Annotated in this window: 12 protein-coding genes; 6 read left to right on the top strand and 6 right to left on the bottom strand. The window is 65.0% G+C overall.

The genetic code is table 11. The features are described 5' to 3' along the window. Window positions 1–42: 42 nt before the first annotated feature. Window positions 43–2,685, top strand: a complete 2,643-nt coding sequence (locus R2N11_RS20705) for a DNA topoisomerase III (RefSeq protein WP_316682225.1) — start codon at window positions 43–45, stop codon at window positions 2,683–2,685. A gap of 76 nt (window positions 2,686–2,761) precedes the next feature. On the opposite strand, the gene R2N11_RS20710 is transcribed toward R2N11_RS20705, so the two are convergent. Next, on the bottom strand, window positions 2,762–3,700 hold the full coding sequence (locus R2N11_RS20710) for a LysR family transcriptional regulator (protein WP_199033263.1): 939 nt from the start codon (window positions 3,698–3,700) through the stop codon (window positions 2,762–2,764). A 449-nt stretch (window positions 3,701–4,149) separates the two neighbouring features. On the opposite strand from R2N11_RS20710, the gene R2N11_RS20715 reads away from it, so the two are divergent. Next, the gene (locus R2N11_RS20715; protein WP_316682226.1) at window positions 4,150–5,838 is read left to right on the top strand and encodes an AMP-binding protein; all 1,689 of its coding nucleotides are present in this window, start codon (window positions 4,150–4,152) and stop codon (window positions 5,836–5,838) included. Window positions 5,839–5,886: 48 nt separating this feature from the next. On the opposite strand, the gene rodA is transcribed toward R2N11_RS20715, so the two are convergent. From rodA to R2N11_RS20740, 5 genes are all read right to left on the bottom strand, one after another. Beyond that, complete coding sequence (rodA, locus tag R2N11_RS20720; RefSeq protein ID WP_430715464.1) at window positions 5,887–7,038, bottom strand: rod shape-determining protein RodA; 1,152 nt, start codon at window positions 7,036–7,038, stop codon at window positions 5,887–5,889. Window positions 7,039–7,061: 23 nt separating this feature from the next. Continuing rightward, a complete protein-coding gene (gene mrdA / locus R2N11_RS20725; RefSeq protein ID WP_316682227.1) occupies window positions 7,062–9,473 on the bottom strand; it encodes a penicillin-binding protein 2 in 2,412 nt (803 codons plus the stop codon). A 45-nt stretch (window positions 9,474–9,518) separates the two neighbouring features. Continuing rightward, window positions 9,519–10,031, bottom strand: coding sequence for a rod shape-determining protein MreD (gene mreD, locus R2N11_RS20730; RefSeq protein WP_199032427.1), 513 nt, complete (start codon window positions 10,029–10,031; stop codon window positions 9,519–9,521). Between the two features lie 14 nt (window positions 10,032–10,045). Then, window positions 10,046–11,089 carry a rod shape-determining protein MreC gene (gene mreC, locus R2N11_RS20735; protein WP_316682228.1) on the bottom strand — a complete coding sequence of 348 codons (1,044 nt, stop codon included), beginning with the start codon at window positions 11,087–11,089 and terminating at the stop codon, window positions 10,046–10,048. Window positions 11,090–11,310: 221 nt separating this feature from the next. Continuing rightward, on the bottom strand, window positions 11,311–12,354 hold the full coding sequence (locus tag R2N11_RS20740; RefSeq protein ID WP_004628293.1) for a rod shape-determining protein: 1,044 nt from the start codon (window positions 12,352–12,354) through the stop codon (window positions 11,311–11,313). Between the two features lie 506 nt (window positions 12,355–12,860). Between R2N11_RS20740 and gatC the strand changes: the two genes are divergently transcribed. The 4 genes from gatC (at window position 12,861) to R2N11_RS20760 (ending at window position 16,354) form a co-directional block, all read left to right on the top strand. Then, window positions 12,861–13,160 (top strand): Asp-tRNA(Asn)/Glu-tRNA(Gln) amidotransferase subunit GatC, encoded by a 300-nt coding sequence (gatC, locus tag R2N11_RS20745; RefSeq protein WP_021196954.1) that lies wholly within the window; start codon window positions 12,861–12,863, stop codon window positions 13,158–13,160. A gap of 74 nt (window positions 13,161–13,234) precedes the next feature. Then, window positions 13,235–14,722, top strand: coding sequence for an Asp-tRNA(Asn)/Glu-tRNA(Gln) amidotransferase subunit GatA (gatA, locus tag R2N11_RS20750; RefSeq protein WP_316682229.1), 1,488 nt, complete (start codon window positions 13,235–13,237; stop codon window positions 14,720–14,722). 157 nt (window positions 14,723–14,879) lie between these two features. After that, window positions 14,880–15,371: a hypothetical protein gene (locus R2N11_RS20755; protein WP_064806004.1), complete on the top strand. Its 492-nt coding sequence runs from the start codon at window positions 14,880–14,882 to the stop codon at window positions 15,369–15,371. Next, the gene (locus tag R2N11_RS20760) at window positions 15,350–16,354 is read left to right on the top strand and encodes a dienelactone hydrolase family protein (RefSeq protein WP_316682230.1); all 1,005 of its coding nucleotides are present in this window, start codon (window positions 15,350–15,352) and stop codon (window positions 16,352–16,354) included. Before R2N11_RS20755 ends, R2N11_RS20760 begins: the two co-directional genes overlap by 22 nt. The last annotated feature ends 69 nt before the right edge of the window (window positions 16,355–16,423 follow it).

Below are 16,423 nucleotides of genomic sequence, written 5' to 3' on the forward strand. Positions count from 1 at the left end.
TCTTGTTTACCTGATTGCTTGCGATCGCCAGGATCCGCTCACATGTCCAAGGCCCTCATCATTGCCGAAAAACCGTCGGTCGCCGCTGATATCGCGCGCGCGCTGGGTGGCTTCACCAAGCACGACGAGTACTTTGAGAGCGACGATTACGTCCTCTCCTCGGCGGTTGGCCACCTGGTCGAGATCGCCGCCCCCGACGAATACGAAGTCAAACGCGGCAAATGGAGCTTCAACCATCTGCCGGTGATTCCGCCGCACTTTGACCTGCGCCCGATCGCCAAATCCGAATCACGCCTGAAGGTGCTCACGCGCCTGATCAAGCGCAAGGACGTGACCGGCCTGATCAACGCCTGTGACGCGGGGCGCGAAGGTGAATTGATCTTCCGCCTGATTGCGCAGCACGCGAACACGAAGCTGCCGGTGCAGCGTCTGTGGCTGCAGTCGATGACGCCGCAGTCCATCCGCGACGGCTTTACCAAGCTGCGCAGCAATGAAGACATGATGCCGCTGGCCGATGCTGCCCGCTGCCGTTCCGAGGCCGACTGGCTGGTCGGCATCAACGGCACGCGCGCCATGACGGCCTTCAACAGCAAGGGCGGCGGCTTCTTCCTGACCACCGTAGGCCGCGTGCAGACGCCGACGCTGTCGATCGTGGTGGAGCGCGAAGAGAAGATCAAACGCTTCGTGCCGCGCGATTACTGGGAAGTGCGCGCCGAGTTCATCGCCGCGGCGGGCCTGTACGAAGGCCGCTGGTTCGACCCGGAATTCAAGAAGGACGAGTTCGACCCCGAGCGTCGTGATTCGCGGCTGTGGAGCGAGGCCGAGGCCAAGAGCATCGTCGCTGCGTGCCGCGACAAGACGGGCACCGTCACAGAGGAATCCAAACCGTCGACGCAGATGTCGCCAGCGCTGTTCGACCTGACGAGCCTGCAGCGCGAGGCCAACGGCCGCTTCGGTTTCTCGGCCAAGAACACGCTGGGCCTGGCGCAGGCGCTGTATGAAAAGCACAAGGTGCTGACCTACCCGCGTACCGATTCGCGCGCGCTGCCCGAAGACTACATGGGCACGGTCAAGCAGACGCTCGACATGCTGGGCGAGAGCTCGCCCAACTACCTGACGCACGCGAAGAAGATCCTCGCCAACCAGTGGGTCAAGCCGAACAAGCGGATCTTCGACAACAGCAAGATCAGCGATCACTTCGCTATCATCCCGACGCTGCAGGCGCCGAAGAACCTGTCGGAGCCGGAGCAGAAGCTGTACGACCTGGTGGTGCGCCGCTTCCTGGCGGTGTTCTTCCCGGCGGCCGAATACCAAGTCACCACGCGCGTGACCGAGGTGGCGGGGCATCACTTCAAGACCGAAGGCAAGGTGCTGGTGAACCCGGGCTGGCTGGTGGTGTACGGCCGTGAGGCGCAGGGCGAGGACGCCAACCTCGTGCCGGTCGCCAAGGACGAAAAGGTCAAGACCGACAAGGTCGAACCGGTGGGCCTGACCACCAAGCCGCCCGCACGCTACAACGAAGCAACGCTGCTCTCGGCCATGGAAGGCGCCGGCAAGCTGGTCGACGACGATGCGCTGCGTGAAGCCATGGCAGGCAAGGGCCTGGGCACGCCAGCCACGCGCGCGGCCATCATTGAAGGGCTGCTGACGGAAAAGTATCTCGTGCGCGAAGGCCGCGAGCTGATCCCGACCGCCAAGGCCTTCCAGTTGATGACGCTGCTGCGCGGCTTGGGCGTGGAAGAACTGACGCAGGCTGAACTGACCGGCGGCTGGGAGCACAAGCTCTCCCTCATCGAGCGCGGCCAGCTTGAGCGCGATGAGTTCATGCGCGAGATCGCGCAGATGACGCAGCAGATCGTCAAGCGCGCCAAGGAATACGACAGCGACACCATCCCCGGCGACTACGCGACGCTCTCCACGCCGTGCCCACAATGCGGCCACGTGGTCAAGGAAAACTACCGCCGCTTCGCCTGCAGCCACTGCGACTTCTCGATCAGCAAGATCCCGGGCGGCCGCCAGTTCGAGCTGGACGAGGTGGAAGAGCTGCTGATCAACAAGACCATCGGCCCGCTGCAGGGCTTCCGCAGCAAGATGGGCCGGCCGTTTGCGGCCATCCTCAAGCTGGCGCAGGAAGACGGCCACTGGAAGATGGAATTCGATTTCGGGCAGAACGACGAAGACGACGGCGAGCCGGTGGATTTCTCTGGCCAGGAAAGCGTCGGCCACTGCCCGAAGTGCAACGGCAGCGTCTACGAACACGGCTTGAAGTACGTGTGCGAGAACGCCGTGGCGCAGCCCAAGACGTGCGACTTCACCACCGGCAAGATCATCCTGCAGCAGGAGATCAGCCGCGAGCAGTTGGCCAAGTTGCTGACCGAGGGCAAGACCGATCTGCTGACCGGCTTCAAGTCGGCACGCACGGGCCGCAACTTCAAGGCGTTCTTGGTCAAGCAGCCGGACGGCAAGATCGGCTTCGAGTTCGAGCCGCGTGGCGAAGGCAAGGGCAAGCCCGCTGCCAAGACCGCGGCGAAGAAGACGACGGCCGCTGCCAAAACGCCTGCTGCCAAGAAGGCTCCGGCCAAGACCGCGACGAAGACAGCTGCGAAGACCGCCGCCAAGAAAGCCCCGGCACGCAAGAAAGCCGCAGAAGCCGAGACCGACGAGGAAAGCACCAGCGAAACCTGATCGGCGGGTGTCGTCAGCACCAACGCAAACGGGAGGACAGTGTCCTCCCGTTTTGTTTGCGCGTTCGCGGTGGAGCCTAGGCGGCTTCGCTCAGGCCCCGGCCGGCACGTGCTTCGCTGTGCTTGACCTCCATCGCCTGGGCCAGCATGTAGTCAATGAAGGTGCGGACCTTCGTCGGCAGGAACTTGCGGCTCGGATACACCAGCGACAACGACCGGTGCGGCAGCTTGTACTGCGGCAGCACGCGCACCAGCTTGCCCGATTCCAGATCCGGCCGCGCCATGTACGACGATAAGATCGCGATGCCCATGTCGGCCAGCACGGCGCGGTGCATCAGCTCGGCATTGCTGGTGACCAGCGACGGCTGCACCGGCACCGAGATCGACTGCCCGTCAGGCGTGTTCATCTCCCACTCGTGGCGCAGTTGCGGATGCCACATGGCGATCACGCGGTGCTCTGCAATGTCCTCCGCGCGCTGCGGCGTGGAGTGCTGGCGCAGGTAGGCCGGCGTGGCGGCCATCACCATCTCGGCGGAGATCATGCGGCGCGCCACCAGGTGCGAGCCCAGGCCGAGTTCCGACACCATGATGCCGACATCGCGGCCGTCTTCCACAATGTCGATCGGGCGATCGGACAGCGCCACGTCAAACGTCACCTCCGGGTAGAGCTGCTGGAAGCGCGCCAGCAGCATCGGTAAGACGTGCAGCCCGAACATCACCGGCGCGACGATGCGCAGGCCGCCCACCAGCGCCTGGCTGCGCGAGGTGGCGAGCGATTCTGCCTCATCAATGTCGAGCAGGATCTGCTGACAGCGCTGCAGGTAGGTTTCGCCCACGTCGGTCAGCGACAGGCTGCGCGTGGTGCGGTTGAGCAGGCGCGTGCCAAGGTGCGCCTCCAGATCGGCCACGTAGCGCGTGACCACGGCATTGCTCATCGACAGATGCTGGGCCGCCCGGGCGAAGCTGCCAAGCTCCACCACTTTGGAAAACACCCGCATCGACTGCAAACGATCCATTCCAGCCTCTCACATGATTTGTTGTCAAAAATAGAACAAATCTGTCGTGACAGCAAATTTTTGATGTTGTCTACGCAATTCACTGTGCCGGCCAAATGATTGAATGTGAGTACACGCTTCCATTGAGATAACCACATTCTTTACACTCTGTGGGCATTGCTGCCGAGGCTGCGTATCCGCCTTCTCCCTGATTGACGTCGAAGCAGGTTTGCGCCGAGACTCTATACCGAACGGTAGATTTTTGGCGTCTGTCCTGTCTGAGGTCGCGTTTTGCTGCGGTTTCGGGTGGAACGTTGTCTTGCGCAAATCGATACGACAACCGCAAGGCGGGCTGGTCATACTCGAACAATGGATGCCACAAGACCCGCCCCGCATGAGCGCCCCGGTATAAGGGCAGCCATCACGGCCAACGCATTGCCCCGCGATGCCGACCGCCGAGGAGACACCACATGACGATCCAGAACCGCGAACCGGTCCACTACCTCGCAGGCGAAATGCCGCTGCACCGGTATTGCGCCCACCATGCGCAGCAGACACCTGAACGTATCGCCCTGCTCTGGTACGGGCGTACGATCTGCTGGCGCGAGCTGGACCAGCTTGCGACGCGGCTGGCGGTGCAGTTGCAGCGGTTGGGCGTGACGCGCGGCGACCGCGTGGCGCTGTTCCTGCAGAACTGTCCGCAGGCCATCCTGGCGCATCTGGCCACGGCCAAGCTGGGCGGCATCGTTGTGCCGTGTGGGCCGCTGTCGCGTCAGCATGAGTTGCGCGACCAGCTGGCCGATTCCGGCGCGAAGATCCTGGTGGCTGCGGCAGACTTGATGCCGATTGTCGAGGCTGCGCGGCCGGGTACGTCGGTTTCCACCGTCATCACGACGCGCTATGCCGATCTGCAGCCGTCGCAGCCGGCATGCCGCAAGGCGCTGGCTGTGCCGCCCGAACTGATCGCGGCAGATGCCTCGTCCGCGCCGCCGCTCAAGAATAAGCCCGGCGCCGCGCAGCTCGACCTGATGCAGCTGCTGGCAGAGCCCGTGGACGTGGCCGAGCGCAATGCCGTGACCGCCATCCAGGTCGATCTGGACGAGGTGGCCCTGATGATCTACACGTCGGGCACCACCGGTCGGCCGAAGGGCGCGATGCTCACGCACCGCAACGCGTTGTACAAGACCGCCGTGACGGCGCAGGTGAGCGGCGTTCAGGCATCCGACGTGCTGCTGGCGGTGGCGCCGCTGTCGCACATCGCCGGGATGCTGATGGGCATGAACATCATGCTGTATTCCGGCGCGACCACCATCCTGCTCTATCGCTTCGATCCGCTGGCCGTGCTGCAGGCCATCGACCGCTACCGCGTCACCCGCTGGTACAGCATGACGCCGATGAACCTTGCGGTGATGGCCCACCCGGATGCTGCGCAGTACCGCATGGAATCGCTCATGGCCAATCCGTGCACGAGCTTTGGCGTCACGCTGACGGAGGCGATTGCCGAGCAGTGGCGCGCCTTTGCCGGCCGGCAGTGCCGCATCTACGAGGCGGCCTACGGCCTGTCGGAAACCCACACCTGCGATGCCATCACACCGCCCGACGCGCCGCGTTGGGGGTGGCACGGCAAGATCGTCCCGCAGACTGAGGTACGCATCGTCGATCCGCACTCCGGCGCCGAACTGCCCCCTGGTCAGGCTGGCGAAATCACCATCCGCAGCCCCGGTGTGTTCCGTGGCTACTGGCAGCGCGACGAAGCCACGCGCGCCGCGCTGCAGAACGGTTTCCTGCGCACCGGCGACATCGGCCAGCTCTCCCCCGATGGCTATCTGCAGTGGCAGGGCCGCATCAAAGAGATGATCAAGGTCTCCGGCTATAGCGTGTTTCCGGAAGAGGTGGAGGCGCTGCTCTCACGTCACCCGGGCATCCGGCAGGTCGCCGTCACCCCCATCCCAGACCCAGACAAGGGCGAGGTTGTTTGCGCGCATGTGGTGCCGATGAACGGCGTCGCCCTCACCGAGGCGGAGCTGATTGCCTGGTCGCGCGACAACATGGCGCCGTACAAGGTGCCGCGCCGGGTGAAGTTCCACGATGCGCTGCCGGCCACGTCGACTGGCAAGGTGCTGCGGCGCTTGCTGCGCGAAGAGGCACTTGCCGCCTGACTCCACGCCTGAAAACAGAACGGCCGCCAATTCCTGGCGGCCGTTTTGCTAAGTCTGCACGAAGCGTTTCTGTCGGGCGATGCTCATCAGGATGCCGATGCCCATGCCCAGTGTGACGAGTGCGGTCCCTCCGTAACTGATGAGTGGCAGCGGCACGCCCACCACGGGCAGGATACCGCTCACCATGCCCATGTTGACGAAGGCGTAGGTGAAGAAGATCAGCGTGATCGACCCGGCCAGCAGTCGTCCGAACAGCGTGCCCGCATTCGCCGCGATGAACAATCCGCGAATGATCAGCAGCAGGTACAGGAACAGCAGGAAGCCGTTGCCCACCAGCCCGAATTCCTCGGAATAGACCGCGAAGATGAAGTCGGTGTGCTTTTCGGGGATGAACTCCAGATGGGTTTGCGTGCCCTTGAGCCACCCCTTGCCCGTTACCCCGCCCGAGCCGATGGCAATGATCGACTGGATGGTGTGGAAGCCCTTGCCCAGTGGGTCTGTGGTCGGGTCCAGTAGCGTGCACACGCGGTGCTGCTGATAGTCGTGCAGGATCGGCCAGTTCACGCCCGGAGCGCAGATGCGTGATTCAAACGACACCACCAGCGTGATCGCCGTCACCGCAATCACCAGCACCGGCACGATCAGCCGCCACGACAGGCCGGCAAAGTAGATCACGTAGATGCCGGCCGCCAGCACCAGCAGCGCCGTGCCCAGGTCCGGCTGCTTGGCGATCAGGCCCACCGGAATCAACAGCAGCACGGCTGCCGCCAGATAGTCGTACCAGTGGATCACCCCTTCACGCTTCTGGAAGTACCACGCGAGCATGAGCGGCATGGCGATCTTCATGATCTCGGAGGGCTGCACCACCACACCCATATTCAGCCAGCGCCGCGCGCCTTTGCGGATCAGCCCGAACATCGCCACGCCTATCAACAGCGCGACGCCGATGGTGTACAGCGGCACCGCAAAGCGCATCAGCGTCTGCTGCGGCAGGTTGGCGATGACCCACATCAGCACGAACGACAGCATGATATTGCGGACCTGATCTTCCACGCGGCCCGGCATGTCGATGGCGGCTGAGTACAGCGCGACCAGTCCCGTGCCCAGCAGCAGAAACACGATCAGTGCCAGTGGCACGTCGAAGCCGGTGAAGAGCGACTTGATGACGTTGAATATGCGGCGCTTGTCCAGTTTGTCCATGGCGTGATCCTCAAGCGCGAATGTCAGGGAGTGGCCTGCGCGGGTTTGGGCGTCGGCTTCGGTGCCGGCTTGTTGCCAGGCTTCGTCTCCTTCCCACCCTTGGGCGCGGTGGCCGGCGTCGAGGCCGGGGCGGCGGCATTGCCGCGTCCACGCGGTGGCAGTTCAGGCGCGGGTTGGGCATGCGATAGCGCCTGCAGTACCTGCGCGTCCAGCGTGGCCGGGGCGACGGCATCGGCGCTGGTGCCGGCCTCGCGCAGGGCGGGAGCCAGCAAGTCGGGCGACATCGGCGGCGCGGCACGCGCTGCGCCTGCTGCCACCGACGACGCGGCCGGTGCTGAAGCCGCAGCCACACTACTGGCGGTCGGTGCCGCCACGGCCGAAGCGGCAGCGACCCCCGATGCCGCCTGCGCGGCAGCCTCCGCAGCCGCTTGCGGCGTGGCCGTGGCACTGGCGATGGTGGCCGTCTTACCAGTCGAGAACACGCTTGGCGTATCCACTGGTGGTTGCGGCTGGGGTTTCGGCGCGCTGGCGAGCAGTTCGGTCGGCCACTTGCCGGTCAGGTAATAGTCCATGACGGCGCGTGCGATCGGCGCGGCCGATGCCGCACCAAAGCCGGCGTTTTCCACGATCAGCGCCAGCGCGATTTTCGGATGGTCAGCCGGGGCAAACGCCTCGAACAGTGCGTGGTCGCGCTTGTTCTCGGGCAGCGCGTGGTGGCTGTACTTCTCGTTCTTGCCCAGCGAGAACACCTGCGCCGTCCCCGTCTTGCCCGCCGACACATACTGCGCACCGATGAACGCCTTGGCCGCCGTCCCCGCCTGGTTCACGCCCACCATCGCGCGCTTGATCACGTCGATGTTGGCCTGCTTGAGGGGGATCCGGTAGCTCTCGGTTGGCACCGTCAGCGTGCGCGACTTGGACAGCGAATCCTCGACTGCCTTCACCAGGTGAGGTTTCATCACCACGCCGTTGTTGGCCAGCGTCGACACCGCGTGCGCGAGCTGCAGGATGGTGAAGTTGTTATAGCCCTGGCCGATGCCCAGCGAGATGGTCTCACCGTCGTACCACTTCTGCTGCTCGGGGCGCTTGTAGGCTTTGCGCTTCCACTCGGTCGACGGCAGGATGCCGGTGCGCTCGCCTTCAATGTCGATGCCCGTGACCTGCCCAAAGCCGAACGGCTTCATGAAATCGTGGATGGCATTGACGCCCATGTCGTTGGCGAGGCGGTAATAGTACGTATCGCACGACGCCACGATGGAGCGGTACATGTCGACCCAGCCATGCCCGCCCGGCACGTCATCGCGGAAGGTGTGGTTGCCCAGCGTGAACGAGCCCGGATCGGCCATGCCCCACTGCGGCGTGCGTTTGCCCAGCTCCAGCGCGCCTAGCGCCATGAACGGCTTGTACGTTGAGCCCGGCGGATAGGTGCCGCGTAGCGGACGGTTCAGCAGCGGCTTGTCGGGCGAGTTGTTCAACTCGCTCCAAGTCGCGCTGTCGATGCCTTCGATGAACAGGTTCGGGTCGAACGTCGGCTTGGAGACGAAGGCAAGGATGTCGCCCGTCTCGGGCTCGATCGCCACCAGCGCGCCGCGGCGGTTGCCGAAGAGCTGCTCGGCCAGACGCTGCAGGTTGATGTCGAGCGACAGGATCAGATTGTTGCCCGGCGTCGCCTGCGAGGTGGAGAGTGTACGGATCGGTCGCCCGCCCGCGCTCACTTCCACCTCTTCGTAGCCGGTCAGGCCATGCAGTTCGGTCTCGTAACTTTGCTCGATGCCGACCTTGCCGATGTATTCGGTGCCGCTGTAGTTGTTGGAGTCCTTGCGCGGGTCGTACGTCACACCGGGCTGGCTGTTGGCATCGCTCATGTTGTCGATGCGATCCAGGTCGCGCTCGGAGATACGGCCGATATAGCCGATCACGTGCGACGCCGACTCGCCCAACGGGTACTGGCGGAACAAGCGTGCGTGAACGTCCACCCCCGGAAAGCGGAAGCGCTGCGCCGAGAAACGCGCGACTTCCTGATCGGTGAGCTGACTGCGGATCGGCAGGCTCTCGAAGCTGCGCGCGTCTTCCATCAGGCGCTTGAAGCGGCGGCGGTCGCGCGGCTGGATGTCGATCACCTGGGCTAGCTGGTCGATGGTGTTATCCAGCGTGTCCTGCAGCTTGGACGGTGTGATCTCCAGCGTGTACGCCGAGTAGTTGCGCGCCAGCACCACACCGTTGCGGTCCATGATGATGCCGCGGTTGGGCTCAATGGGCGCCACCGAGATGCGGTTGTCTTCCGCCTTGGCCGAGTACTGTTCGTGCTTGACCTCCTGCAGCCAGAAGAAGCGCGCCAGCAGCAGCCCGAAGCAGATCACCACGAACAGGGCAGCCGCCGCCAGCCGCAGGCGGAAGCGCGACAGTTCCTGTTCGACGTTGCGGATTTCGGTCATGCCGGACTAACAGCGAAACGAGCGAAAGACATCAGATCGGACGCCTTAGATTGGTCGCGTTTCGTCGACGCTCTCCGGCCGGCGCTGCGGCGCCAGCAGGAAGGCATTGGCGAACGGCCACAAGGCCGCTTCGATCAGCGGCGGCAGGATGACCTGCCAGTCTGGCAGATGCGCGCCCATCAGCAGGCGGATGACGATCGGCACGGCGTGCGCCAGCACCAGCAGTGGCAGCACGTGCAGCGCCTGCGACAGCACCGAGAACCACAGCACGCGCCGGTGGATGGTGATCGCAAAGTACGACAGCAGCGTGTATGCCATCGCGTGTTCACCCAGCAGGCGTGCTTCGTGCACATCCATCAGCAGGCCCAGCAGGAAGGCCACCACCATGCCCACGCGGCGCGGCTGGTGGATGTTCCAGAACACCAGCACCAGCGCCACCAGATCGGGAATCCACTGCATGTGGCCCCACGGCATCAGGTTGAACAGGAACGCCAGCATGAAGCTGAAGGCGATGAAACCGGGGTTGACCGGGCGCAGCAGGTATTGGGGCGAGTTCATGACAGATGCCTCGCTTAGCGTTTGACTGCTGGATCAGCGGTGTCCAGCGGGTTGCCGTCAGCGTCGGTGGGGCGCGGCGGCGGGGTGTTTTCTTCGGCGGCTGGCCCGGGCACGGCTGCCTCGGCGGCGGTACGGGCGGCGCGATCCTTCTCTTCGCGGGCGTCGCGCGCGGCGTTCTTGCCCTTGGGGGCGGATGCTGGCGCCAGGTCCACCGGCGGCGGGAAGCCCGATTCGTATTTCACGATCAGCAGGTGGCGGTTGCTGCGGATGCCGGCCACCGGCTCGCAGATCACACGTGAGAACGCGGTGTCGGCCTTACGCTCGATCTGTGCGATGCGCGCCACCGGCAGGCCCGCCGGATACACGCCGTCCAGCCCCGAGGTCACCAGCAGGTCGCCCTGCTGCAAATCCGCTGAGGCCGCCATGAAGCGCAGATCCAGCGCACCCGGGCGGGCACCACCAAAGGCCACGCTGCGCAGGCCGTTGCGCACGACCTCTACGGGGATCGCCTGGTCCTTGTCGGTCAGCAGCGTCACCTGCGATTCGAACAGCGACACGCGCGTCACCTGACCAACCACACCGCGGTCATCGATGACGGGGTAGCCGGCGCGCACGCCATCTTTCGAGCCGCGATCAATGACGATGCGTTGGGTGTAGGGGTCTCGCGCTTCGTAGAGGACTTCCGCCGCGATGGTCGGCACAGCTGCGTGCTGCTTCAGGTTGAGCAGCGTGCGCAGGTTGCGGTTCTCGGATTCGAGCTGCGAGGCACGCAGCGATTGCTGGGCCTGGGCGACAGCCGATTCGCGCAGATTGCGGTTGTCGGCGGCGAGCTTGGTTGAGGACTGTGTGTAATCCAGCGCAGCGCGCACCGTGTCGCGCGGAATCAGCACCAGGCGCTCAACCGGGTACAGCACGACCGACACGACCTGCCGGACCACGCCCAGTACCGACATGCGGGCATCGATCACCAGCAGCGCAAGCGCAAGCGCAAGCAGGGCAACCAGCCGTGCGGTGGCGGACGGGCCCTGCTTGAAAAGGGGCGGCGGGGAGTAATCCATGACCCGGACGCTTCAGATAGGCACGGCAGGCGTTTGACGTTCAACGTCAGCAGCCTGCCGGCAACAGATTGGGTGTGGCGCTGGTGCGGTGCCTGGGCCCGGGGTGGGCTTGGCACGGCGCACCGGCGCGGGACGCATCTCAGCGGCCCGCCACGGCCGCTGGTGCGGCCAGGAAGACGGGCATGGCGAAATGCGCCGGATACGTGCGGTGCATGATCCCGTTATTCGTACGAGAAGATGCTGCCGAGCTTGTCCATGCGCTCCAGTGCCATGCCGGAGCCGCGCACCACGCAGGTCAGCGGATCTTCGGCCACCAGCACCGGCAGGCCGGTTTCTTCGGCCAGCAAGCGGTCCAGGTCACGCAGCAACGCGCCGCCGCCGGTGAGCATCATGCCACGCTCGGCAATGTCGGCGCCCAGTTCCGGCGGGGTTTGTTCCAGCGCGATCTTCACCGACGACACGATCTGGTTCAGCGGGTCCGTCAGCGCTTCCAGGATTTCGTTGGACGACACCGTGAAGGCGCGCGGAATGCCTTCCGACAGGTTGCGGCCCTTCACTTCCATCTCGCGCACTTCGGAGCCCGGGAAGGCCGAGCCGATTTCCTTCTTGATGGCTTCAGCGGTCTGTTCGCCGATCAGCATGCCGTAGTTGCGGCGGATGTAGTTGACGATGGCCTCGTCGAACTTGTCGCCGCCCACGCGGACCGAACCCTTGTAGACCATGCCGCCCAGCGAGATGATGCCCACCTCGGTGGTGCCGCCGCCAATGTCCACCACCATCGAGCCCGACGGCTCCGACACCGGCAGGCCGGCGCCAATGGCTGCGGCCATCGGCTCTTCAATCAGGTACACCTGCGAAGCACCGGCGCCCAGCGCCGATTCACGGATGGCGCGGCGCTCGACCTGGGTCGAGCCGCAGGGCACGCAGATGATGATGCGCGGGCTCGGGCGCAGCAGTTTGGTGTCGTGCACCATCTTGATGAACTGCTTGAGCATCTGCTCGGTGACGGTGAAGTCGGCGATCACGCCGTCTTTCATCGGGCGGATCGCCTCGATGTTGCCCGGCACTTTGCCCAGCATCTGCTTGGCTTCCTTGCCGACAGCCTGGATGGTCTTCTTGGCGTTTGGGCCGCCTTCCTGGCGGATGGCCACCACCGACGGCTCGTCGAGGACGATGCCTTTGTCGCGGACGTAGATCAGGGTGTTGGCGGTGCCGAGGTCGATCGCAAGATCGTTGGAGAAATAGCTGCGCAAAAAGCCGAACATCGAATGAATCCTGTTTTCGAGTCATGGGCGGCCCAGCAGCAGGATGTCGGTCAACGGCTACACCGATACGCGGACGTCGCAGGCTGCCACATGGCCACCATACGGTCCGATCTTGCTACTGCGCTCCCGGGAATGTCGCGGGCTCCGTGGTGGTCGGCGGTGGGGTGCCGTGGCACTGGCCATCCTGCCGAGGGTGAGCCGCCCGGAGGGGGCGGTCCCAAGGAACCTTTGATTAAGTGTCGCCAGATGCTGACGGCGGCGTCGCCGGGAGGTTCCCGGCCACTTAATCAGAGGGTCCGTGGCTGCACGAAGTCGCCTGCTGACTTAGAAATTTAGTCGGCAATCATACCTTATAATTCGGGCGTTTCGCGGGCGTTTGCCTCCAATTTTGCGGCAGATCGGCACAACTCGGGCGTAACCTGAGCATGCCTCACGCGCAGTAGCCGTCGCTTGGCTGCCACTTGCGCACATTGCCCGCCCGCTGCCGCACTCACTGATCCACTCCGATGGCACTCGAACTCTCCGACGTCAAACGCATCGCCAACCTCGCCCGCATTGAAGTCTCCGATGGCGAGGCGGCGCAGACCCTGACCCAGCTCAACCAGTTCTTCACGTTGGTCGAGCAGATGCAGGCCGTGGATACCACCGGCATTGAGCCGATGGCCCACCCGATTGAACTGATCCAGGCGCCGGCCCAGCGCCTGCGCGAAGATGCCGTCACTGAGGCCGACCGCCGCGCCGATTACCAGCAGTGCGCCCCGGCCACCGAGGCCGGCCTGTACCTCGTGCCCAAGGTGATCGAGTAAACGGCGCGCGCCGCTCTCGACCCCACTCCATTCGACGACGCCGGCTGTAGCCGGCAGCCATCCGAACGTATTCGATGACCGCATCCACGATCAAAGCCCTGTCTGCCCAACTCGCCGCCAAGGAGGTTTCGGCGGTGGAACTTGCGCGCCATTACCTCGCGCGCATTGATGCCGGGGCACACCTCAACGCTTTCACCCATGTCGATGCCGAAGCGACGCTTGCGCAGGCGCAGGCCGCCGACGCGCGCATCGCTGCCGGCAATGCGGCGCCGCTGACCGGCGTGCCGATCGCCCACAAGGACGTGTTCGTCACGCGTGGCTGGCGCGCCACGGCCGGCTCCAAGATGCTGGGCGACTACGTCAGCCCGTTTGACGCCACCGTGGTGGAACGCCTGGGCGCCGCCGGCATGGTGACGCTGGGCAAGACCAACATGGACGAGTTTGCGATGGGCTCGTCCAACGAAAACTCGGCCTTTGGCGCGGTCAAGAACCCGTGGAACGTCGAGTACGTGCCGGGCGGCTCGTCGGGTGGCTCGGCGGCCGCCGTAGCGGCCGATCTGGCGCCAGCGGCCACCGGCACCGATACGGGTGGCTCGATCCGCCAGCCGGCATCGTTCTCGGGCATCACCGGTATCAAGCCGACGTATGGGCGCGTGTCGCGCTACGGCATGATCGCCTTCGCCTCGTCGCTGGACCAGGGCGGCCCGATGGCGCGCACCGCCGAGGATTGCGCGCTGCTGCTGTCTGCCATGGCCGGCTTTGACCCGCGTGACTCCACCAGCCTGGAACCCGGCCGTGGCGGTGATGTGGAAGACTTCAGCCGCCTGCTGGGCCAGCCGCTGCAAGGCGCTGACGCCGCCCGCCCGCTGGCCGGCCTGCGCATCGGTCTGCCCAGGGAATATTTTGGCGAAGGCCTGGCCGATGACGTGCGCGCCACCGTGCGCGCTTCGCTGGCGGAGCTGGAAAAGCTCGGCGCCACGCTCGTCGACATCAGCCTGCCCAAGACTGAGCTGTCGATCCCGACGTACTACGTGATCGCCCCAGCCGAGGCATCGTCCAACCTGTCGCGCTTTGATGGCGTGCGCTACGGCCACCGTGCGGCCGAGTACCGCGATCTGGCCGACATGTACCGCAAATCCCGCGCCGAAGGTTTCGGTTGGGAGGTCAAGCGCCGCATCCTGGTCGGCGCCTATGTGCTGTCGCACGGCTATTACGACGCGTACTACCTGCAAGCGCAGAAGATCCGCCGCATCATCGCGCAGGATTTCCAGAACGCGTTCCAGCAATGCGACGTGATCATGGGCCCCGTGGCGCCGACCGTTGCCTGGAAATTGGGCGAGAAGAGCGACGATCCGGTGCAGATGTACCTGGAGGATATCTTCACGCTGTCGACCAGCCTGGCAGGTCTGCCGGGCATGAGCGTGCCCGCCGGTTTTGGCGCAAACGGTCTCCCGGTTGGCTTGCAGATCATTGGCAACTATTTTGAAGAGGCACGCATGCTGCAGATCGCGCATGCGTTCCAGCAGGCGACCGACTGGCACGCACGCCAACCGGCAGCCTGAAGGCGATCACAAGCGCTCGGACCACCGCTGCACCGCAGGGGGCCACATGAACAATAAGCAGGGGCCCCGCGCAGCGGGGAGGCGCACGTCCGTGAATGCAGGCTGTCGCCGACACCACGAAGGCAAAATGAACGCAATCCGCTCGGAGGCGATCGCAATGAACCCCCGCATCCGCAACGCACTCGGGCTGGCGCTTGCCGCCGTCCTGCTGGCGGCCTGCGTGCCGATTCCGTTGCCGTCGCTGCCGGGCATTCCGGGTTTTGGTCGCCCGTCTGGGCCACCGCCGATTGCCGATCGCACCATCAGCGTCAACGGCTACTGCAGCCAGACCGAGGAAGACGGCTTCCGCGAGCAGGCAACGCTCACCGTGGACAACAACAACGTCAGTGCGTTGCAGTGGCAGTTGTGGGTTGGCCGTCGCGGTTCGTGCCAGTTTGATCTGTCGACCTTCCAGCAGACCAAGCGCCGTCCGAGCATCGAGCTGCGTGAGCGCAATGGCAGCTGCACGCTGATGGTCTGGCAGGACCCGCGCCGCGTAACGCTGGCGCATGCCAACTGCGAGGCGCATTGCACGCCCGGCATCTACGAAGAAGCCTGGCCGGTGATGTTCGATCCGCAAACGGGCCAGTGCGCCCGCAATGCCCGGTAATGCGCCCGGTGATGCGCACATCGCTTCGGGTGCGGGTGGTGGCCGTGTTGGCGGGCGCCCTGCTGGCGCTGCACGCGTCTGCCCAGCCGACGCCCGACGCGGAAGGCGCCCTGCCAGACATGCCAGCGGCACGCGCACCGTCGGCAGCGGAGCTGGCTGTGCAGACGGTGGAGATTCCGCGCGCCGTCATGAAAGACGCCGAAGACGCGCCGCAGACGCTGACCGCGTATTGGGTCACGCCTGCAGGCAAGGCGTCGTCGGCAGGCTTGCCGGTGGTGATCGCGCTGCATGGCTGCAGCGGTTTGTACACGCAGGCGGGTACGGATGCGAAGGCGCTGGGTACGCGCTATCGCGGCTATGCGCAGTGGCTGGGCGCGCGCGGTTACGCGGTGGTGTTGCCCGACAGCTTTGGCCCGCGCGGCAAACCGCACGGTATCTGCACCGAGCGGCTTGCGGCACGCGATATCAACGGTGCCGTGCGCCGGGCAGACATTCTGGCGACGATGCGCTGGGTGGCTGCGCAGCCAGGCGTGGATGCGCGCCGCATCGTGCTGCTGGGCTGGTCCAACGGTGCGCAGGCCGTGCTGGAAACCGTGGACGCGAGCCGCTCCTGGCCCGCCGACGCGCCGGCTGTGGAGCGCGCCGTGGCGTTCTACCCGGGCTGTGCGGCTGCGCTGCAGCGAGCGAAGTATCAGTTGAACGCGCCGTTGCTGCTGCTGGCGGGTGGCAATGACGATTGGACGCCTGCCGACAGATGCCAGGCCCTGCAGACCGCGGTGCTGGCCCGTCAGCCACAGGCGCGCTTCGAGCTGGAGACGTTTGGCGGGGCCTATCATGGCTTTGATGGCACGGCACCGGTGACGGAGCGCAGCGGCATCCCGAATGGGAGGCGTCACGGTACGGTCACCGTGGGTGGCGATCCGGCGGCACGCGAGGCCGCCTTCGCAAAGCTTGCGGCCTGGCTGGATGCGCCGCGCCCCTGATCGCATAGCAGTACACAAATACACGAACACCTAGACATTCACACCACAACAATCGACAGGACACACGCA

This window comes from Ralstonia flaminis (assembly GCF_958415495.1).
Taxonomy (GTDB): Bacteria; Pseudomonadota; Gammaproteobacteria; order Burkholderiales; family Burkholderiaceae; genus Ralstonia; species Ralstonia flaminis.